21 protein-coding genes and 1 other RNA gene are annotated in these 19,744 nt (G+C 56.7%); 19 read left to right on the top strand and 3 right to left on the bottom strand.

Going from position 1 to position 19,744, the window contains the following annotated elements:
• Positions 1-22: 22 nt before the first annotated feature.
• From P156_RS0106355 to P156_RS0106315, 9 genes are all read left to right on the top strand, one after another.
• Positions 23-247: a NifU family protein gene (locus P156_RS0106355; RefSeq protein ID WP_027869405.1), complete on the top strand. Its 225-nt coding sequence runs from the start codon at positions 23-25 to the stop codon at positions 245-247.
• A gap of 15 nt (positions 248-262) precedes the next feature.
• The gene (locus P156_RS11845; protein WP_051600741.1) at positions 263-1,777 is read left to right on the top strand and encodes a Sapep family Mn(2+)-dependent dipeptidase; all 1,515 of its coding nucleotides are present in this window, start codon (positions 263-265) and stop codon (positions 1,775-1,777) included.
• Entirely contained in the window at positions 1,770-2,333 is a 564-nt protein-coding gene (locus tag P156_RS0106345) for an ECF transporter S component (protein ID WP_027869404.1), read from the top strand. Before P156_RS11845 ends, P156_RS0106345 begins: the two co-directional genes overlap by 8 nt.
• Positions 2,334-2,753 (top strand): tRNA (adenosine(37)-N6)-threonylcarbamoyltransferase complex ATPase subunit type 1 TsaE, encoded by a 420-nt coding sequence (gene tsaE, locus P156_RS0106340; RefSeq protein ID WP_242838701.1) that lies wholly within the window; start codon positions 2,334-2,336, stop codon positions 2,751-2,753.
• The gene (tsaB, locus tag P156_RS0106335; RefSeq protein WP_027869402.1) at positions 2,741-3,547 is read left to right on the top strand and encodes a tRNA (adenosine(37)-N6)-threonylcarbamoyltransferase complex dimerization subunit type 1 TsaB; all 807 of its coding nucleotides are present in this window, start codon (positions 2,741-2,743) and stop codon (positions 3,545-3,547) included. Before tsaE ends, tsaB begins: the two co-directional genes overlap by 13 nt.
• Positions 3,548-3,562: 15 nt before the next feature.
• Positions 3,563-4,036: a ribosomal protein S18-alanine N-acetyltransferase gene (rimI, locus tag P156_RS0106330; protein ID WP_034802321.1), complete on the top strand. Its 474-nt coding sequence runs from the start codon at positions 3,563-3,565 to the stop codon at positions 4,034-4,036.
• 256 nt (positions 4,037-4,292) lie between these two features.
• Positions 4,293-5,312 carry a tRNA (adenosine(37)-N6)-threonylcarbamoyltransferase complex transferase subunit TsaD gene (tsaD, locus tag P156_RS0106325; protein ID WP_027869400.1) on the top strand — a complete coding sequence of 340 codons (1,020 nt, stop codon included), beginning with the start codon at positions 4,293-4,295 and terminating at the stop codon, positions 5,310-5,312.
• A 108-nt stretch (positions 5,313-5,420) separates the two neighbouring features.
• A complete protein-coding gene (locus tag P156_RS0106320) occupies positions 5,421-7,523 on the top strand; it encodes an ABC-F family ATP-binding cassette domain-containing protein (RefSeq protein WP_027869399.1) in 2,103 nt (700 codons plus the stop codon).
• 172 nt (positions 7,524-7,695) lie between these two features.
• Positions 7,696-9,708, top strand: a complete 2,013-nt coding sequence (locus P156_RS0106315) for a C69 family dipeptidase (RefSeq protein WP_027869398.1) — start codon at positions 7,696-7,698, stop codon at positions 9,706-9,708.
• 46 nt (positions 9,709-9,754) lie between these two features.
• On the opposite strand, the gene hypB is transcribed toward P156_RS0106315, so the two are convergent.
• Entirely contained in the window at positions 9,755-10,429 is a 675-nt protein-coding gene (gene hypB / locus P156_RS0106310) for a hydrogenase nickel incorporation protein HypB (protein WP_034802319.1), read from the bottom strand.
• Positions 10,430-10,538: 109 nt separating this feature from the next.
• On the opposite strand from hypB, the gene acpP reads away from it, so the two are divergent.
• Together acpP and P156_RS0106300 are read left to right on the top strand one after the other, a co-directional pair.
• Positions 10,539-10,769: an acyl carrier protein gene (gene acpP, locus P156_RS0106305; RefSeq protein WP_027869396.1), complete on the top strand. Its 231-nt coding sequence runs from the start codon at positions 10,539-10,541 to the stop codon at positions 10,767-10,769.
• Between the two features lie 52 nt (positions 10,770-10,821).
• Positions 10,822-11,463 carry a redox-sensing transcriptional repressor Rex gene (locus tag P156_RS0106300; RefSeq protein WP_027869395.1) on the top strand — a complete coding sequence of 214 codons (642 nt, stop codon included), beginning with the start codon at positions 10,822-10,824 and terminating at the stop codon, positions 11,461-11,463.
• Positions 11,464-11,523: 60 nt separating this feature from the next.
• Here P156_RS0106300 and P156_RS0106295 read toward each other — a convergent pair whose 3' ends face one another.
• Positions 11,524-11,694, bottom strand: a complete 171-nt coding sequence (locus P156_RS0106295) for a DUF362 domain-containing protein (RefSeq protein ID WP_027869394.1) — start codon at positions 11,692-11,694, stop codon at positions 11,524-11,526.
• 74 nt (positions 11,695-11,768) lie between these two features.
• Here P156_RS0106295 and P156_RS0106290 point away from each other — a divergent pair, with 74 nt between their 5' ends.
• The 5 genes from P156_RS0106290 (at position 11,769) to recR (ending at position 15,712) form a co-directional block, all read left to right on the top strand.
• On the top strand, positions 11,769-12,581 hold the full coding sequence (locus P156_RS0106290) for a hypothetical protein (RefSeq protein WP_027869393.1): 813 nt from the start codon (positions 11,769-11,771) through the stop codon (positions 12,579-12,581).
• A gap of 26 nt (positions 12,582-12,607) precedes the next feature.
• Positions 12,608-12,784, top strand: an RNA gene (ffs, locus tag P156_RS13130) — signal recognition particle sRNA large type.
• Between the two features lie 57 nt (positions 12,785-12,841).
• Complete coding sequence (dnaX, locus tag P156_RS12815) at positions 12,842-14,653, top strand: DNA polymerase III subunit gamma/tau (RefSeq protein ID WP_051600739.1); 1,812 nt, start codon at positions 12,842-12,844, stop codon at positions 14,651-14,653.
• A gap of 77 nt (positions 14,654-14,730) precedes the next feature.
• Complete coding sequence (locus tag P156_RS0106280) at positions 14,731-15,096, top strand: YbaB/EbfC family nucleoid-associated protein (protein WP_027869392.1); 366 nt, start codon at positions 14,731-14,733, stop codon at positions 15,094-15,096.
• Positions 15,097-15,109: 13 nt separating this feature from the next.
• Entirely contained in the window at positions 15,110-15,712 is a 603-nt protein-coding gene (gene recR / locus P156_RS0106275; RefSeq protein WP_027869391.1) for a recombination mediator RecR, read from the top strand.
• A gap of 165 nt (positions 15,713-15,877) precedes the next feature.
• Here recR and P156_RS11835 read toward each other — a convergent pair whose 3' ends face one another.
• Positions 15,878-17,299, bottom strand: a complete 1,422-nt coding sequence (locus P156_RS11835) for a sodium-dependent transporter (protein ID WP_051600737.1) — start codon at positions 17,297-17,299, stop codon at positions 15,878-15,880.
• 177 nt (positions 17,300-17,476) lie between these two features.
• On the opposite strand from P156_RS11835, the gene P156_RS0106265 reads away from it, so the two are divergent.
• The 3 genes from P156_RS0106265 to P156_RS0106255 are packed head-to-tail and all read left to right on the top strand — an operon-like array spanning position 17,477 to position 19,731.
• A complete protein-coding gene (locus P156_RS0106265; RefSeq protein WP_027869390.1) occupies positions 17,477-17,971 on the top strand; it encodes a YbaK/EbsC family protein in 495 nt (164 codons plus the stop codon).
• Positions 17,968-18,867 (top strand): YitT family protein, encoded by a 900-nt coding sequence (locus P156_RS0106260; protein WP_034802316.1) that lies wholly within the window; start codon positions 17,968-17,970, stop codon positions 18,865-18,867. Before P156_RS0106265 ends, P156_RS0106260 begins: the two co-directional genes overlap by 4 nt.
• 12 nt (positions 18,868-18,879) lie before the next feature.
• Positions 18,880-19,731, top strand: a complete 852-nt coding sequence (locus tag P156_RS0106255; protein ID WP_027869388.1) for a bifunctional 5,10-methylenetetrahydrofolate dehydrogenase/5,10-methenyltetrahydrofolate cyclohydrolase — start codon at positions 18,880-18,882, stop codon at positions 19,729-19,731.
• Positions 19,732-19,744 lie beyond the last annotated feature (13 nt).

Here is a 19,744-nt window from a genome sequence, read left to right as displayed (position 1 = left end):
CAGAAAGGAAACTACAGAAATTATGGAAGAGAGAATCAACGCAGCATTAGAAGATGTCAAGCAGATCCTGGCAAGGGACGGCGGCAGCATTGAGCTGGTCGAGGTCACCGAGGACAATATCGCCAAGGTAAGACTGATGGGACACTGCGCAGGATGCCCGGGGGCCAGAATGACTCTGAAGGGAATCGTGGAGCAGATCCTGGGACAGGCTGTTCCTGAGATCAAGGGTGTAGAAGCAGTCGACTGATCAGAAGGAGCGTCAATGGACCTGACATACTGGATCGAACAGAATAAGGGCCATGCACTGGACGCACTGAAAGAACTCGTCAGAATCCAAAGTGATGCGGGGGATCCTGTACATACCTCGTCCGGAGAGATTTATCCATTCGGACAGGGCGTGCAGGATGCTTTTGCGTACATGCTTTCTAAGGGGGAGGAGTACGGGTTCAGTGTGCAGAACGTGGATGGCTATGGCGGTCACATCCAGTGGACCGCAGGACCTGCGGCGGAGACCGTGGGGATTCTGGGGCACCTGGACGTGGTACCGGCACAGGACGGCTGGAGCTTTGATCCCTACGGGGGAGAAGAGACGGGAGGCGATGGGCCTGAGGGGGCCTTCCTGCAGGGGAGAGGGACCACAGATGACAAGGGGCCTCTGCTGGCAGCGTTTTATGCCATGAAGGCACTGAAGGATGCAGGGTATGAACCTCGCCGGAGGATTCGCCTGATCCTGGGATTGGACGAAGAGACCGGCATGACCGGCATGCGCCACTACCTGGAGCAGGAAGGTCCGCCGGACATTGGGTTTACACCAGATGGCGATTTCCCGGTAGACAGCGGAGAGATGGGCATGATCGTCTGCGAACTGGCGCGAAAGCTTTCCCGGGGACCCACCAAGGGGCTGGCACTGACCAGGTTGTCCGGCGGAAATTCCCCCACCATGGTCCCTGACCGTGCCCGGGCAGTGGTGAAGGCCGACAAGGCCGCCTACGAGGTGATCCGCCAGAAGGCGGCTGACTTCGGACAGGAGACGGGCCACAAGATCCGTTGCAGAGGCGTGGGCAAGTCCCTGGAGCTGCTGGCGGATGGCAAGGGCTGCCACGGAGCGACGCCCTGGGCGGGGCTGAACGCAATCTCAGTGATGTTTGATTTCCTGGGCCGCCTGAACTTTGTGAACGAGGACCTGAACGATTTCATCCAGTTCTACAACCGTCATATCGGCTACGCGCTGGATGGGAGCGGCATGGGTTGTATGATCGAGGATGACCTGTCAGGAAAGACCATCTGGAATACCGGGATGGTGAGCTACGATGGGGACTCCATCACCCTGAACGTGAACATCCGCGTCCCGGTGAGTTCCTCGGTGGAGGCGATCTACGCGGGCATGACCCCGGTGCTGGATGAGTACGATCTGGGGATCGTCAAGCTCCGGGAGATCCCCCCGCATTATTATCCCGATGATCATCCTCTGGTGAAAACGCTGCTGGAGGTTTACCGGGATATGACAGGAGACGAGGAGGCCCGGCCGCTGGTAATCGGCGGCGAGACCTATGCCAAGTGCTGCCGGAACGTGGTGGCGTTTGGGGGTCTGTTCCCAGGCGATCCGGACGTGATGCACCAGAAGGATGAGAAGATCCAGGTCCGGCGGTTTTACCAGTTGATAGAGATCTATGCGGAGGCCATCCAGAGGCTGGACCAGATGGCGATTCCGGCAGATATAGATGCGAATTTAGAGGCGGCTACTGTGGCCACTTGTGAGGAGGAAGAGAATGAATAACGATTCCAAACAGACCAGAGTGAAGATGACCACTCTGGCCATGCTGACAGCTATTTCCTGTGTACTGGTGTTTCTCACCTTGCCGTACCCGCTGTTCCCGGCTTTCAAGTACGATCTGGCGGACATTCCGATCCTGATCGCTACATTCAGCTTTGGGCCTCTGGCGGGTATCATCGTGACCGCGCTTGCATCCTTTGTTCAGGCGTTCATCCTGGGACAGGATAACTGGATAGGTTTCGTCATGCACATGTTCGCCACCGGCTCCTTTGTGATCGTGGCGGGGAACATCTATCGCCTCAACAAGACCAAGAAAGGCGCCGTTATCGCTCTGGCGGCAGGAACCGTGACCATGGCGGTGGTCATGTGTATCGCCAACTACATCATGGATCCGTTGTTCTACGGCATGCAGAAGGAAGCCGTAGCAGCCATGATCCTGCCTGCGATCCTGCCCTTCAACCTGAGCAAGGCAGGCATCAACTCCATCATCACCTTCTTCATCTACAAGCGCATTTCCAAGTTGATCCACAAGGCGCAGGGTACGCCAGGGAGCCACTAGATGCGTAGGGTGATGATTCGCGATGAGTCAGAGGCGGTGAACTTTGGCCGATCTCTTGCACAAAGCCTTCAGCCCGGCGATATTCTGGCGCTGATCGGGGACCTGGGAACCGGGAAGACGACCCTGACCCGGGCCATCGCCAGCGGTCTGGGCATTACAGAGCCGGTGACCAGCCCTACCTTCACCCTGGTGAAGGAATACCGCACGGGGCGGCTGCCGCTGTTTCATTTTGATGTGTACCGGCTGTCGGACGGGCAGGAACTGATGGAGACCGGTGCGGACGAGTATTTCGATGCTGGGGGCATCTGTGTTATCGAATGGGCTGACCGGATCGCGGAGATCCTGCCAGACGAGACCAAGTGCATCTTCATCGACTACGGAGAGGCAGAAGGAGAACGGATATACCAATGTACATTTTAGGGATAGAGACGACCGGCCCGGTGGGGTCGGTGGCGCTATACGATCTGGACGATGATCGTCCGATCGCTCAGAAAACCACAGAAGAACCCATGGGACATCTGCGGAATCTTATGGCGATGGCCTCTGATCTGCTGGAGGAGGCAGGAGCGGTCCCATCGGACATCCAGCTGGTGGCCTGCTCGGTGGGGCCTGGGTCCTACACAGGGATCCGCATCGGAGTCACCAGTGCCAGAGCCATTGCACAGGCTCTGGGCGTGCCCTGCGTACCTGTCGGCGCGCTGGACCAGTTTCGGCAGGTGGCCATGCGGACAAGGCATCCGTTGGCGGTGATCTTCAACGCCCGCCGCGGTCAGGTGTACGGGGCGGTGTATCGGTATGAGGAGCAGGAGAGAACGCTGGAGTACGATGCAGTCGTCAAAGTTCCGGTGGTGGTGGACGTGTTGCCGCCAGGTCCGTATATGCTTACCGATGTACTGGAGAAGACAGCGGATCTTCCGGGTGTGGTCTTCTATGGGGATGGCGTAGACGCCTACCGGGAGCAGCTGGAAGGCATGACGCTGGCCCCGGAGACGGAACGATATCCATCGGCGGCATTGACGGTGCGTGCAGCGATCGCAGAGGTGCTGCACGCGGCGGAGGCAGCCGCCGCGCCTGGGGAACTCGAGCCCGGCACCACCACCTTCAGGGAACTTCTTCCCCGTTACATGCGGGAGACAGAAGCGGAACAGAAGCTGAAGGACGGCACCCTGGCAAAACTCCGGGCCGCTAAGATGGCGAAATTCCGCAGCAGATAGAGTGCAGGAGGGGATATGGCAGGAGAACTGATCATCAGAAAAGCGAATATCGGGGATCTGGAGGGGCTGGTCACAATCGAGAAGGCCTGTTTCGACACTCCCTGGAGCAGAGAGTCGTTGGCCCATGATCTGGATTCGAACCCTCTGGCGATGCTGCTTTGTGCGGAGATCGATGGAAAGATCGCCGGCTATATCGACGTGTGGATCATCCAGGAGGAAGGGCATATCAACAATGTGGCCGTGCTGCCGGAGTTCCACCGCATGCATATCGCCACGATCCTGATCCATACCATGATTCGTGTTACAGAAGCCAAAGGTGTCCTGAGCCACACGTTGGAAGTGGCTCGCGGCAACCAGGCAGCCATCAGTCTCTACGAGAAGTTCGGCTTCCAGAAGACCGGCGAGCGACCGCATTATTACGAGAACGGGGAGGACGCGCTGATCATGTGGCGCTTGGGTGACCCCAGCGTGCACGAGGAGGAGTCATAACCGCCCAAGGCGGCGGAGGCGCTGCGGGGCAGTGGAGTGGATTTCTATTATCTGGAAAGGATTGCTTTGTCGGCAGAGTGAATAATCGTGTATATTGAAAGTGTTGTGGATATTTCCGCCAAAAACTCCGGCAAATATCCATAAGCCATACCCGCCACCGCCACATACCATATCCATCTGCCAACTCTACGCACCAATTCCGACGCATCCAGACCTCCGGATCAACAGCAGGCGACAACAGAAGAAGGACACAGCAATGAAAGACGGAAAGTTCATTACATTAGGCATAGAATCCAGCTGCGACGAGACGGCCATCGCCGTGGTGGCGGACGGGCGGGAGATCCTGTCCAACGTCATCTCTTCGCAGATCGATATACATACGAAATTTGGCGGCGTGGTGCCGGAGATCGCTTCGCGGCACCACCTGGAGAACATCAACGAGGTACTGGAGCAGGCACTGGCGGAGGCCGGCGACCTGTCCCTCCGGGACGTCGACCTCATCGGTGTCACCAACGGGCCGGGCCTCATCGGCGCCGTGGTCATCGGGGTAGCTACCGCCAAGGCGCTCTCCTTTGCCACAGGGATCCCGCTGGTGGGCGTCAACCACATGCACGGCCATGTGAGCGCCAACTACCTGCAGTATCCCGACCTGGAACCACCCTTCCTGGCACTGATCGTGTCCGGCGGGCACACCAATCTGGTTCAGGTTACCGACTACAACCGCTGCGAAGTGCTGGGCGGCACCCGGGACGATGCAGTGGGGGAAGCGTACGACAAAGTCGCCCGCGTCATCGGCCTGGGCTATCCCGGCGGACCCAAGGTGGATCGCACCGCCCGGGAAGGAGATCCCGAGGCCGTGCACTTCAAGCGGGTCATGCTGGAGGAGGGCAGCCTGGATTTCAGCTTCAGCGGCCTGAAGACCCAGGCACTGAACTACATCAACCGGGAGAAAATGGCGGGCAGAGAGCTGAACATTCCCGACATCTGCGCCGGGTTCCAGCAGTCCATCATCGACGTGCTGGTGCACAAAGCCATGCTGGCTGCTGAACGCACCGGAGCAGACCGGCTAGTGGTGGCAGGCGGGGTGGGCGCCAATAGCGCGCTCCGCACCGCCCTGGACGAAGCCTGCCTCTCGCGCGGCATCGCGTTGTACACGCCTGCGCCCATCCTCTGCACCGACAACGGGGCAATGATCGCTTCCGCAGCATACTACAAATACCAACAGGAAGGCGCCGATGACCTCCATCTGGACGCCTATGCGAATTTACCATTGTAAGTAAAGCGCGCCCGGCGCCCCCGCTGCGCGGGGGCCCCGGAGTCCAGCCGACCTGCACTCCTCTGGACTCCGGAATCTCCCGGGCGCTTTCCATTTGAAAGAAAGACTATGATCGTATTATCAGCAACAGAATTAACCAAATCTTACGGCACAGATGTGATCCTGGACAGAGTCTCCTTCCATATCAACGAGGGGGATCGCATTGGGATCGTAGGGGCCAATGGCGCCGGCAAGACCACCCTGCTGAACATCCTCACCGGAAACGATACGGCGGATGGCGGGGAGTTTTTCGTGTCCAGAGACCTGACCGTGGGGTATCTTCGTCAGAAGGATGACTTCCGGGAGGACAGCACACTGGCTTCAGAGGTGGAGCGGATCTATGGACACTTCCATGAGATGGAGGACGAGATCCGGAGGCTGTCCGATGAGGTGGCCGCACTGGCGGAGGGCACGGCCGGCGTAACGGCGGGCCCGTCAGAGAAGGCCGCATCGGCGGACTACACCCGTGCCCTGGAGCGTCTGGGCGTGCTGCAGGACCGGTACCGGGACGAGGGCGGTTTCACCTACAAGAGCGAGATGAACGGCATTCTCACCAGTATGGCCTTTGGGCCGGAGTACTATGACAAGAAGATCTCTACATTGTCCGGCGGGGAGCGCACCCGGCTCGCCCTGGCCTGCCTGCTCATGGAGCACCCGGACATGCTGCTCCTGGATGAGCCTACCAACCATCTGGACATCGGTATGCTGAAGTGGCTGGAACAGTTCCTGAAAAACTACAAAGGGACCCTGGTTATGGTGTCTCACGATCGGTACTTTCTGGATCAGATGGCGACGCGGATATTCGATCTGGAGCATCGCCGGCTGAAGACCTATAACGGCAACTACACTGCCTTTGCTGAGAAAAAACGAGCCCAGCGAGAAGCAGACCTTCGCGCCTACAACAAGCAAAGAGAGGAGATCCGCCGGCAGGAGGACATGATCCGCCGCTTCAAGGAGCGTGGGACGGAGCATCTGGCCAAGAGGGCGGCATCCCGGGAGAAGCGACTGGCCCAGATCGACCGGTTGGACAAGCCGGAGGCGGAGCTGGGAAAGATTCGCATCCAGTTCAAACAGAACTACCAGAGCGGCAGCGACGTGCTCCTGGCAGAGGACCTGTCCAAATCCTTCGGGTTTGGAGCGAGTCGGAAGGAACTGTTTGCGGGGGTACACTTCGACATCAAGCGAGGGGAACGCATCTGTATCGTAGGTCCCAACGGAGTGGGGAAGACCACGCTGCTCCGAATGATGATGGGGGATCTTCGGGCCGACACCGGGTTCATCCGCCACGGCCACAACCTAGAGTTCGGCTACTACGATCAGCGGCAGGCCATGTTGGATAATAGCAAGACCGTCATGGAAGAGGTCCACGACACCTTCCGACTCTACAAGGACAGTGAGATCCGTGCTATCTTGGGTCGATTCCTGTTCACCGGAGAGCAGGTGTTCCTGCAGGTAGGAGATCTCTCCGGCGGAGAGAAGGCTCGGTTGGCTCTCTTGAAACTCATGATGTCCGGCGCCAACGTGCTGGTGCTTGACGAGCCCACCAACCACCTGGATATCGATTCCAAGGAGGTGTTTGAGGAGGCTCTGGCCGAGTATCCGGGCACGGTGATCGCCGTCTCCCATGACCGATACTTCTTGAACCGGGTTGCCACCAGGATCTTTGAGTTGGAACGAAGCGGGATCACGGAGTATGTGGGCGGCTACGATTACTACGAGGAAAAGAAAGCCCAGATATCCTCGGCCAAGCGCTACGCGGCTGAGTTGTCTGGCACAAAGCCCGCTGCCGGCGCCCCTGCTCCCCATGATGGCAGCACAGCTTCGGCCGGGAAACCATCCGGAGAGGAGGCCCTGGTGGCAGACATCCGCCGGGCACAGACATCCGCCGGACTGGCAGGGACGGACGAGACCGGGAAGGCTTTGTCCGCCGCGGAGGAGCGCGCGCTGAAAAAGAAAAAGCAGACCGAAGAGAAGCGTCTGGCAAGGAAGAAAGCGCAGCTTGAGGAGGAGATCGCCTCTCTGGAGGAGGAGATCGAGGATCTTCAGCAGGAGATGTGCCAGCCTGAGGTGCTGGCAGACCCCAAGCGGCTGAATGAACTGGATGAGGAAGTGAAGGCCACCAAGGAAGAACTGGAGCACGTCTACGAGGAGTGGATGGAGCTGGAGGAGTAGCCGCGGAGGAGTTCCGACAGGGGATAAGGAACTGCCGTTTCCCAGGCGATTTGACGCGGCGGCCGTCCTATAGTATAATAAAAGATGAACGAATTGTACATCTATTGTGACGAGCCTGATGGGAGGGGGCTCCAGAAGAGGTATTGTATTAGTGTCAAAAAGGGGAAAAGATATGAGATTGAAGAGAATGATAAGCACGGTGTTCCTGTCATTCACGCTGATCCTGACGATGAGTGCCTCTGCGTTTGCATGTACCAGTATTTACGTCGGATCGGACGTCAGTGAGAACGGGAATGTCTATGTAGGGCGTAGCGAAGATTACACGAACAACTATAACAAGATGCTGGGGGTCGCTCCTGCCACAGAGCACAAAGCCGGCGACATGTTCGTCGACTGCAACGGATTTCAGTGGCGGTATCCGAGCAAGACCTATGCATATACCTATATCAAGGAAAGTCCGAAGATCAACCCGGATGAAACCGTTTTCGATAACGATGGAAACCCGCAGGGAGAGCCTTATGCGGCAGGATGCGTGAATGAGAAGGGCGTCTACATCACGGCGACCGTGACAACGAGTTATAACAACAGCGCAAAGGCCGCAGATCCTCTGGTCAGCAATGGCATCGCGGAGGTCTCCATTCCGTCTGTGCTCATGGCCAATGCTGCGTCCGCCAAGGAGGCGGTAGATCTGCTGGCAAGGATAATCGACGAGAAGGGGAGCGGAGAGTGCTATTTCATCCTGATCGGAGATGGAAAAGAAACCTGGGGGTTTGACTGCGTAGCCGGGCATCAGTATGTGGCCACCAGACTTCCCAGCGATCAGGTCGGGTTCAATCCGAACATCATGCTGATCGGCGAGGTGGATGTCACAGATACCGAGAATGTGGTCGCTTCCAAGGAGCTGGTCAGCCTTCCTGAGGAGAAGGGGTTCCTGAAGAAGGGAAAGAGCGGAAAGATCCATGTCGCATCGACTTACAGCAGGAGTTTTCAGAACACCAGATACTGGCAGGGAGCCTACTACATGGATCCAGAGCAGGCCGAGAAGATCGATCTGAATCAGGTCAACGCAGACAACCCGCTTCCGACCATGATGACCCCGAACCGGAAACTGACAGCGCTGGAGACGATACGCTTCCTGGGATACCGGGGAGAGGGTACAAAGTACGACGGGAATGTGAACCCAAGGCTTTCCAGCATTGGAAACAACCGCCATACAGAGTGCCATGTTTTCGAGACCAGAAAGGGATTCCCTCTGGAGATGACGACGATCGAATGGGTCACACCGGCAGATGCGGAGTTCGGTATTTTCCTGCCGTATTACGGCGCGATGATCACCGATGTCCACGATGCCTACAAGGTGGACAGTGTTTCCTACGTGCCCAATTCGGTCAACTGGAACGCGAACGTGATCAACGATCTGTGTGACAAGAACAGAGCCAATCACGTTGGAGACGGCATCAAGGAATATTTTGTGAAATACCAGGCAAGCCTGATCGAGCAGCAGGCCAAGGTCGACAAGGATATGCTCACGATCTATGAGTACGATCCCGCACTGGCCAAGAAAGCCGCTACCGATATTGGGAAGGAGCAGGCGGAGCAGTACATGAAAGTGACCGACTCTGTCGTTGAGGAGCTTCGAGCCTATGTGGCTGCCGGAGATTTCAGCAAGCCGCTGAAGGTCACCATGGCGGAGAAGAACGTGATGCCGGATTATAAGGTTCCCGCGGAATATCTGCTGACTGTGGCACAGGGCAAGCTGGACAAGGCGAATGATAAGATCAACGCCCTCCAGAAGGAACTTAAACAGTCGAAGGACAAGAGCGCGAAAGAGATCAAGGAGCTGAAGAAGCAGCTTAAGGCGGCAAAGGAAGAAGCCACCAAGTCGAACAAGACGCTGAAAAAAATAGCGAAACAGCTGAAAGTCAAGAAACTGAAGGTCAAGTCGAAGTCCAGGAAGGCGACCGTGAAGTTCAAGGCGGTCTCCGGCGTTACTGCTTACCAGATCCAGTACAAGCAGAAGGGCAAGAAATGGGCAGATCTGACCAAGTCCACTACCAAGACCAAGGTCAAGAGCAAGAAACTGAAAAAAGGCAAGAAATACACCTTCCGTGTCCGGACCATCACAAAGGTAGATGGTAAGAACGTTTACGGGAAGTGGGCAACCAAGAAAGTAAAGATCAAATAATAACAACGGGAGGGAGCCGCAGCTCCCTCCCGCTCTGTATGGCGTTTCATGCCTTCCACTCTCTGATCTCCCGGCGTAGCCAGTCTGCCCAGGAATCCATCCCCTCGCCGGTCTTGGCGCAGATGGGGATGACCTCTGCCTTTGGGTTGCGCAGGGCGATGTTTTTCCGGCAGGTATCCAGGTCAAAATCGAAATAAGGCAGGACATCGATCTTGTTGACGAGCACCACATCGCAGATGGAGAACATGAGGGGGTATTTCAGGGGCTTGTCATCTCCCTCCGGAACGGAGAGAATCATGGCGTTTTTGGATGCCCCCGTGTCAAACTCCGCCGGGCATACCAGGTTCCCTACGTTCTCCAGAATGGCCAGATCTACATCGCCTGTTTCCAGAGCCTCCAGTCCCTGGGCGGTCATGCCTGCGTCCAGATGGCACATGCCACCGGTGTGGATCTGGATGGACCGGGCCCCGGTCTCGGCGATGGCCCTGGCGTCCACATCGGAGTCGATGTCCGCCTCCATGACGCCGATCCTGTATTCCTCCTTCAGCATCTCAATGGTCCGGGTCAGGGTCGTGGTCTTGCCGGATCCCGGAGAAGACATGAGGTTGAGCAGGAAGATCCCCCGGCTCTTCAGTTCCTCTCGCAGTCTGTCTGCCTCCTGGTCGTTGTCCGCAAAGATACTTTCCTTTACTTCGATTATCTTGACTTCCTTCTGATCCATAGTGATCCTCCTTCTTGAAACAAGTATACCACATAGCAATTTCCCCTTGCAATCGGAAGACTTCTCAACTATAATGTATTTGATATTAGAACAAGCGAGGAGGTTAGTTATGTCTTTTGAAAAGATCAGAGATATTATCGTGGAGCAGCTCAACGTTGAGCCTTCCATGGTTACTATGGATACCAACCTGATGAAGGATCTGGAAGCAGATTCTCTGGATGCTGTAGAGATCATCATGGCGATCGAGGAGGAGTTCGACATCGAGATCCCAGATGAGGAAGCAGAGAATTTCCAGGTGGTGAGCGATCTCGTAGGCTTTGTAGACGATAACATCGAATAACAGGACAGACCCGCCTCACCGGCGGGTCTTGTTGTAAGAGAAGGAGAGGAGCATGGCCAAGAATACCAAGATATCCAACGCCGTCATCAAGCGGCTCCCGCGTTATCGCAGGTACCTGATCGAACTGAATAAGAAGGGCGTAGAGAAGATCTCTTCCAAGGAGTTCAGCGAACTCATTGGCTATACCGCTTCCCAGATCCGGCAGGATCTGAACAACTTCGGCGGGTTTGGACAGCAGGGATACGGGTACAGCGTAGAGGGATTGCTGAAGGAGATCAGCGCCATCCTGGGGCTGGATCAGGTCTACAAGATGGTCATCGTCGGTGCCGGCAACCTGGGCCAGGCCATCGGGCGCTACACTCACTTCCACAAGCAGGGGTTCAAGATTTGTGCTATGTTCGAGGTGGATCCGGCGCTCATCGGCCGCGATCTGGACGGCGTCCCCATCCTCGACGAGGAAGATATGGTCCAATATGTGGAGAAGGAGAACATCGACATCGGCGTCATCTGTGTCAACAAGGACAACGCGCAGGGGGTGGCAGACAGGCTTTGTTTTGCGGGGGTGAGAGGCATCTGGAACTTTGCCACCGCGGACATCGAGGTCCCCTCACACGTGGCGCTGGAGGACGTGCATCTGTCCGACAGCCTGCATTCCCTGGCGTATCATATGAACGACAAGCGCAAAAAGGGATAGTCCCCAAAAGCAAAACCGCTTCGCGTAAGCGAAGCGGTTGTTTCTACCAGTCCTATGTCACTATGCCTCTACCGGCGCATCAACAGGACAAGACTCTGCGCAAGCACCGCAGTCGATGCAGGTATCTGCGTCGATTACATACTTGTCATCGCCTTCGGAGATCGCCTCTACCGGGCACTCAGGTGCACAAGCTCCACAGCTAATGCAGTCGTCTGTGATTTTGTAAGCCATTGTATTCCTCCTTATAAGATTGATCTTAACTGAATTCCGGCTTTATTATACCAGAAAGGACGTAGCAAGTAAAGATGAAAGTTTACTCTCTGACAGGAAAGAGCGGGACCGGCAAAAGCTTTCAGGCCATGAACCTCTGCAAGGAAAAAAACATCCAAAGCATCATCGACGATGGGCTTTTTATCTGCGGGCATCGGGTGGAAGCGGGGGTCTCCGCCAAGCGCCAGAAGACCATGGTGGGCGCCATCAAGACGGCTTTGTTCAACAAGCCGGAGCATCAGGCGCAGGTGATGGCCGCTATCGCCCGCACAAAGCCCTCCTCTATTCTGATCCTGGGCACGTCGGACCAGATGGCAGACCGGATCGCCGCACGCCTGGAGCTCGGTCCCATCGATGAGCGCATCCACATCGAGGACATCACCTCGGAAGAGGAGCGTACCGTGGCGCGGAAGCAGAGGATCGGGCAGGGGAAGCACGTGATCCCGGTACCGACCTTCCAGGTGAAACGCGCCTTCGCCGGCTACTTTATCTCGCCGCTGAAGATCATCAAGGACAACCTGCGGGGAAGTGCCCAGTCGGAGCGGACCGTGGTCCGGCCTACCTTCAGCTACATGGGGGATTTCATCATCTCTGACAAGGCGGTGGCGGATATCGCCCACTGTGTCGCCAAAGAGAGCCCGGATATCTCGGAGGTATCCCGTGTCTATGTGAACACCAAGCCTGAGGCACTGCAGATGTATGTCACAGTGGATCTGCGGGAGGGGTGCAGGCTGTGGAAGGCTGCCGAAGGGTTCCAGCGGCGATTGGCGGAGGTAGTGGAAGCCATGACCGCTTTTAACATCGTCAATGTCAGTATCAACGTGCGGAAGGTGGCCGGAGAGTCTTGACATTCCAGACCAAAAGCAATATAATTAAATATTGAACGGGGCTCTGCCCTTTAATAGCTTCGCCTGACATGGTTTGGGTCCTGCGCAATAGGATGCCGTGAACCTTGTCAGGTCCGGAAGGAAGCAGCAATAAGCGGAAGTTCTTATGTGCCGCAGATAAGCCTTCTCCAACGTCATGCGGAGCTGTTAAAGGGCAGATATTTTATTAGAACCAGACTGCGGTGCGATCCGTCGCCCGCGATGGAGCGTGGAGAGACAGAATGAAGCAATACAGGGCTTTGTACAGGGAGAACAGACCGGAGGTGTTCGACGAGATCCTGGGACAGGAGCAGATCGTTCGGATCCTGAGGCACCAGATCGCCACGGACACGGTGAGCCATGCCTATCTGTTCTGTGGAACCCGGGGCACTGGCAAGACCACCACGGCCAGGATCCTGGCCAAGGCGGTGAACTGCACTGGAGAAGGTGAGCGCCCCTGTGGGGAGTGTCCCAGTTGCCGCGCGATCGCGGAGGGGAATTTCATCGATGTGATTGAGATCGATGCGGCATCCAACAACGGTGTGGAGAACATCCGGGAGCTGCGGGAGAGTGTCAATTATCCTCCCAGTGCAGGACGGCGGAAGGTCTATATCATCGACGAGGTCCACATGCTGTCTACCGGGGCGTTCAACGCACTCCTGAAAACACTGGAGGAACCGCCGGCACATGTGATGTTCATACTGGCCACCACCAACCCGGAGAAGTTGCCGCAGACGGTACTGTCCCGGTGTATGCGACTGGATTTTCGGCGGGTGTCCGCTGCTGAGATCAAGGCCAACATGGCCCGGATCTGCCAGGAGCACGGCGTTGAGATCACGGAGGGGGCGTTGGCACTTCTGGCAAGGAACGCAGACGGATCGGTGCGTGACTCCCTGAGTATCCTGGAACAGTGCATGTCCTCCGGGGAGGCACGTTTGGACCGGGACAAGATCCTGGAGTTTCTGGGGACGGTCTCGGAGGAGTTCTACATCGAGTTGACGGAGAAGGTGCTGACCCGCAACATATCCCAGGCGCTTTTGCTTCTGGAAGGCGCTATGGAGGAAGGGAAGGACGTCCGACAGATGATGAAGGACTGGATGGCCCACTACCGCGCCCTGTTGATCGCGAAGTTTGTGAAAAATCCCGGAGATATGCTGAACATGTCTTCGGAGAACATAGAATTGTTGAAGGAACAGAGTGCCAAGATCGAACTGGCAGAGTTGAACAGCAGCATCGTGACGTTGGCGAAAACCATCAATGATGCCCGCTATTCTACCCAGGCGAGGATCCTCATGGAGGTGGCTATCGTCACCATTGCAGGGGGATTGGAGTACGGCGCCAGACCGGCAGCTCCGGCGAACAGGCCGGCGACGCCCACGAGCAGACCGGCGACGCCCACCGCTTCCACAAAGCCGGCAGCAGAGCAGAAACCGGCACCGGCGACGACGGAGGGCGGAATACCAGCCATCCAGATCGAGGAGCCAGAATTCGATTCCGCGGCCATGGAGGAAGCCATGGCGACCATGCGGGCTGACGCGGTGCCGAAGCAAAGCCCCTATGCAGGCACGGATAGAGATGGGGCACCATCGAGGCAGGTGAACTCTGTTGCCGCACCTACGCCGGCAGTTCCGGTCAGTGCACCTTCTGAACCAGAGAAGAAGGCGCCGATGACAGCGCCCAACGCCGCCGCGGCAGAAGAGACAGAGGAAGTGCCGGAGGCTTTTTATTCCCAGGAGGAGCTGGACCAGCTCTGGAACGATATCTTTGAGCAGGCAGAACCTCTGGCAGCCACCACCAACAGCATGCGACGAGCAATGCTGGCCGCTGTGGGGGAGCGCCAGTTCAAGGTTATCGCCCCCAGCAAGATGGCGAAGGGGGTCCTGATGATGGACGAAGACCTCATCTCAGACCTCATGAGCCGGCAGTTGGGGAGGGAGATGCACATGGTGATCAAGGTCCAGGGGGATGGCCCCTCCGGGGGCAAGCCGGATGCGACGGAGATCGCCAGACAGGCCTCAGCAGTGCTGGGCACAGAGGTGAAGATCCGGGACTAGGAGAACAGGTATAGAATGCTTTGTGCAGCAGAGGACAGAGCGACATATAGGAAGAAGTAAGAGCAAGGAGGAGAACAATGGGCAGAGGAATGAGAGCAGGCAAGCGGCCGAAGACAGGCGGCGGAGGCGGAGGCCGTAAGGGCCAGATGGCGCAGATGCAGCAGGTGCAGGCTATGCAGCGGCAGATGGAGCAGATGCAGGCGGAACTGGAGGAGAAGGAGTTCAAGGCCAGCGCGGGCGGCGGTGTTGTGGAAGCCGTTGTCAGTGGCAAGAAGGAACTGCTTTCTCTGACGATCGACCAGGACGTGGTGGATCCGGATGATGTGGAGACTTTGCAGGATCTGGTGATCGCGGCAGTGAACGAAGGCATGCGCCAGGTGGACGAGGAGTCCAGCGCGGCTTATGACAGCCTCACCGGCGGATTGAATATCCCTGGGCTGTAGAGGATAGGATATTATGGCACAGTATCCGAAACCGCTGGCCAGACTTGTAGGTGAACTGGGTAAACTGCCGGGTATCGGGAACAAGACTGCCCAACGGCTGGCGTTCCACGTGCTGTCCCTCTCTGATGGGGAAGCGGTGGCCCTGGCTGACTCGATTCGGGAAGCCAAGAAAGCTATGCGTTACTGTTCTGTGTGCGGAAACCTGACAGACACTGACCCCTGCGCGATCTGCAGCGATGCGGGGCGCCGCCAGGATGTGATCTGTGTAGTTGAGAGCCCGCAGGACGTGATGGCGATGGAGAGGATCCGGGAGTACAGCGGCCAGTACCATGTTTTGAATGGGGTGATCTCCCCGATGGAAGGGATCGGCCCGGAGGATATCAACCTCAAGCAGTTGATTTTGAGACTGCAGCAACACGAGGAGATTCAGGAGGTGATCCTGGCCACCAACCCCAACATAGAAGGCGAGGCTACCGCGATGTACATCTCCCGGCTGCTCAAGCCTTCCGGCATCAAGGTCACTCGCATCGCCCACGGCCTTCCGGTGGGAGGTGATCTTGAATACGCAGATGAGGTGACACTGCTGAAGGCGATGGAAGGAAGGACGGAGATATAGTAGACGCTTCAACACGGACGGATGACTCATCCGTCTTTTTACTTGCCTTCAAACCGTTGTGTCCGCAGGATCGCTTGATGATAGAAGATTCATCGAACCTCCTGAGGCCAGCCCCCGGCACAAAAAAACCCGCCGCGTACGCGGCGGGTCGTAAGTCCCTTTGGATTATCCCATCAAAGCCTGGAACCAGGCGGTATCAGAGAAGAAGAAAGTGGAGATCTGTACGAACACGATCAGCGCCATAAAGACCGGGATAATGTAGCGCAGGCAGAAATTGACGAAGCCCTTGGTCTTGTAATCACTGGACTTCTGGATCTCGTCATCCAGGTAGCCTCTGCGCACCCAGCCAAAGAGGATGGCGCAGATCAGTCCACCGAGCGGCATCAGGATCCCCTCAGCGCCCAAGTCGAACACATCCAGCCAGCTTCCCAGCCCGAAGGGCTTCCACATACCCGCGTTGCCGCCCAGCTGGTCGAGAGAGACCAACGCAGCACCGATCAGGGTGGTGATGGAGATCAAAGCTGTGACCTTGAAACGGTTGGGGCCCTGGCCTTTCTTGATCTGCCAGTCCATGATGGCGGAAATACCACCTTCCATCATGCCGATGGAGGAGGAGAAGGCCGCCACGAACACCAGCAGGTAGAAGATGAATCCGAAGAACGGTCCCACCGGACCCATGGAGTCGAACACTGTCTGCAGGGAGACGAACAACAGTCCCGGGCCTCCAGAAGGCTCAATGCCTGCGGAGAATACCGCTGGGATGACCGCCAGTCCAGCCAGTAGCGCGGCGATGGTGTCCAGGAAGGGAACCAGCATGGCGCTCTTTTCCATGTCGTCTTCTTTCTTCATATAGGATCCGAAAGCGATCAGTGCACCGGATGCCAAGGAGATCGAGAAGAACATCTGGCTGCCGGCGGTGGCGAATACCTTGAACCAGCCGGTACCTGCGAACACTGAAAAATCAGGCTTGAACATGAAATTCAGACCGCCACTTGCTCCCGGCAGGGTGCAGCAGCGGATATCGGTGATGATCAGCATCAGCGCCAGCAACGGCATACCAATGGAGCAGAACTTCTCGATGCCGTTCTCGATGCCGCGGAAGACCACATAAGAGGTCATCAGAAGAAAGAGCGCCGTAAAGAGCATCATGCCGCCCATGTTGGAAATGAATCCGCCGAAGAACGCATCACTGGCCTGGCCGTGCACTCCCCAGCTGGCGTGGAAGATATCTCCCAGATTGGCCAGCATGTAACGGATGACGATGCCTCCCAGTACACAGTAGAAGCAGAGCAGGAAGAAGGGCACGATGGTGGCGAACACACCGTTGATCGCGAATTTTGGATGAGCGGTGCGGTATGCCTCCACAGCCGCCTTTCTGGTCTTCCGGCCCAGAGAGATCTCCGCCAGCATCAGCGGGTAGCCCGCAACGATGGCGAGGATGATGTAAATAAGCAGGAAAGCAAATCCTCCGTTGGCTCCCATCTTATAAGGGAAGCCCCAGATGTTCCCAAGACCGACCGCAGATCCTACGGCAGCCATCAGGAAACCAAAGTTGGACTTGAAATTTCCTTTGTTTAGATTGTCCATAACAACAAAACCTCCGTAATATAAACATATAGCGCATTCAATGCCTGAGGAAAAAATGCGTAACACGTTAATTATACATTTGTGAGCATAGAATGTCAATGATTGACGGTTGAAAAGCGCCGCGGATAGGGGTAAAATAGAGTGATGTATCATCGATCGATAAGGGAGGATTCAGAAATGTCTATTGAGAAGGTAAGAGCGTATTTCAGGACGCTTGGCATAGAAGACAGGATCCGGGAGTTCGACGTTTCCAGCGCCACCGTGGATCTTGCCGCCCAGGCAGTAGGCGTAGAGGGCGCGCGGATCTGCAAGACACTGTCCTTTCAGGATCCGGAGGAGCCGGACGGCTGTATCCTGATCCAGATGGCAGGGGATGCCCGGCTCAACAACCAGAAGTTCAAGGCCACCTTCCATCACAAGGGGAAGATGCTGCCGGCGGAGGAGGCGCTTCGCATTACCGGACATGCTGTGGGAGGCGTGTGCGGGTTCGCCATCGACAACGAGAAGGTCCGGATCTACTGCGACGAGTCTCTGAAACGGTTCGACACAGTGTTCCCGGCAGCTGGCAGCGGCAACAGCGCCATCGAGCTCACCTGTGATGAGTTGTTCCGTTACTCTGGTGCGCTGGAGTGGATCGACGTTACCAGGCTTCCAGAGGAGGCAGCCCAATGAAACAACAGACAAAGGACCTGCAATGTCTGGCCGACAAGGAAGAGGAGTTCCAGAAGATATTCCTGAAGCTTTGTCTCTGCACCATCGGCGCGGTGGTCATGGCCTTCAACCTGAAGAGTTTTGTGGCCACGGGAGACCTTTTTCCTGGGGGATTCGCAGGGGTGACGCTTCTGATCCAGCGGAGCGCCGCCCGTTTCTTCGGCATTGCCATCCCCTATTCCGCGCTGTATATTCCTCTGAACCTGATTCCCATTTACATCGGGTTTCGGTATATCGGACGGAAGTTCACCATGTACTCGCTGTATGTGGTGGTGCTCAGCAGTCTTTTGACGGACTGGATCCCGCAGATCCCCATCACCTATGACATACTTCTCATCGCGGTGTTCGGCGGCATCGTCAACGGTGCTGCTATCAGCCTGTGCCTGCTGAACGGCGCCAGCGGTGGTGGGACGGATTTCATTTCGATCTATTTCTCTGAGAAGAAGGGAATCAACACCTACAACTATATTTTGGCGGGGAACGTGGTGATCCTGACGCTCGCGGGGATCATGTTCGGCTGGGACAAAGCCTTGTATTCCATTGTCTACCAGTTCGCCACCACCCAGGTGATCCAGCTTCTCTATAAGCGGTATGACAAGTCCACGCTGCTGATCATCACCGAGATGCCGAACGCCATCTATGACAAGATCCGCATCACCACTCACCACGATGCCACCATGTTTCAGGGAAAGGGTCTCTATATGGACAGCCAGAAGTTTCTGCTGTACTCCGTGGTGTCCTCGGAGGATGTGAGCCTGCTGGTGAAGGTCATCAAGGACACCGATCCCAAGGCGTTCATCAATGTGCTGAAGACAGATACCCTGATGGGCAGATTTTATAAGAAACCGAATGAGTAAAGGAGAGGAACCATGGCAGAAGTGATCATGACAGGAAAGGAAGTCATCGCCTCCATGAAGGAAAGGATGACCAGAGAAGTTGAGGAACTGAAGGCGAAGGGTATCCAGCCCAGGATGAATATCATCCGGGTGGGCGCCCGGGGAGATGACCTGGCTTATGAGAGAGGCGCCCGCAAGCGTCTGGAGAGCGTAGGGGTTGAACTGGAAGTGACAGAGCTTCCGGAGGACATTCAGCAGGCAGAGTTTGAAGAGGCGTTCCGCAAGGTAAACGAGGATCCTTCTGTACACGGTATCATGCTGTTCCGCCCTCTGCCAAAGCACCTGAACGAAGAGCCTGTGGCCAGGATGCTGGATCCGGAGAAGGACATGGACTGCATGAGCCCGGTGAATCAGGCGAAGGTATTTGCCGGAGATCCGACGGGATACGCTCCCTGCACCCCCCAGGCGGTGATGGAGATGCTGGACTTCTACGGCATCGATCTGAAAGGAAAGAAAGTCACCCTGGTGGGCCGCAGCATGGTGGTGGGGAAGCCCCTGGCCATGCTCATGCTGGGCAGACACGCCACGGTCACCATGTGCCACACCCGCACCAGGGATCTGGCAGCGGAGTGCCGCGCCGCGGACATCGTTGCGGCGGCGGCCGGCAAGGCGGGCATGATCACCGCAGACATGATTTCAGATGGTTCTATCGTGGTAGATGTGGGTATCAATGTTAATGAAGAAGGTAAGCTCTGCGGCGACGTGGCCTATGACGAGGTAGAGAAGGTGGCCGGTGCCATCAGCCCCGTGCCGGGCGGCGTGGGAGGCGTGACCTCCTCCGTGCTGGCCAGCCACGTGGTGGAAGCCGCCAGGAGACGACTTTAGTAAGGAGTAACGA

Source organism: Eubacterium sp. AB3007, assembly GCF_000688015.1.
Lineage (GTDB): Bacteria > Bacillota > Clostridia > Peptostreptococcales > Anaerovoracaceae > Aminicella.
The sequence above is the reverse complement of the archived record's forward strand: the minus strand, read 5'-3'. Positions and strand labels throughout refer to the sequence as shown.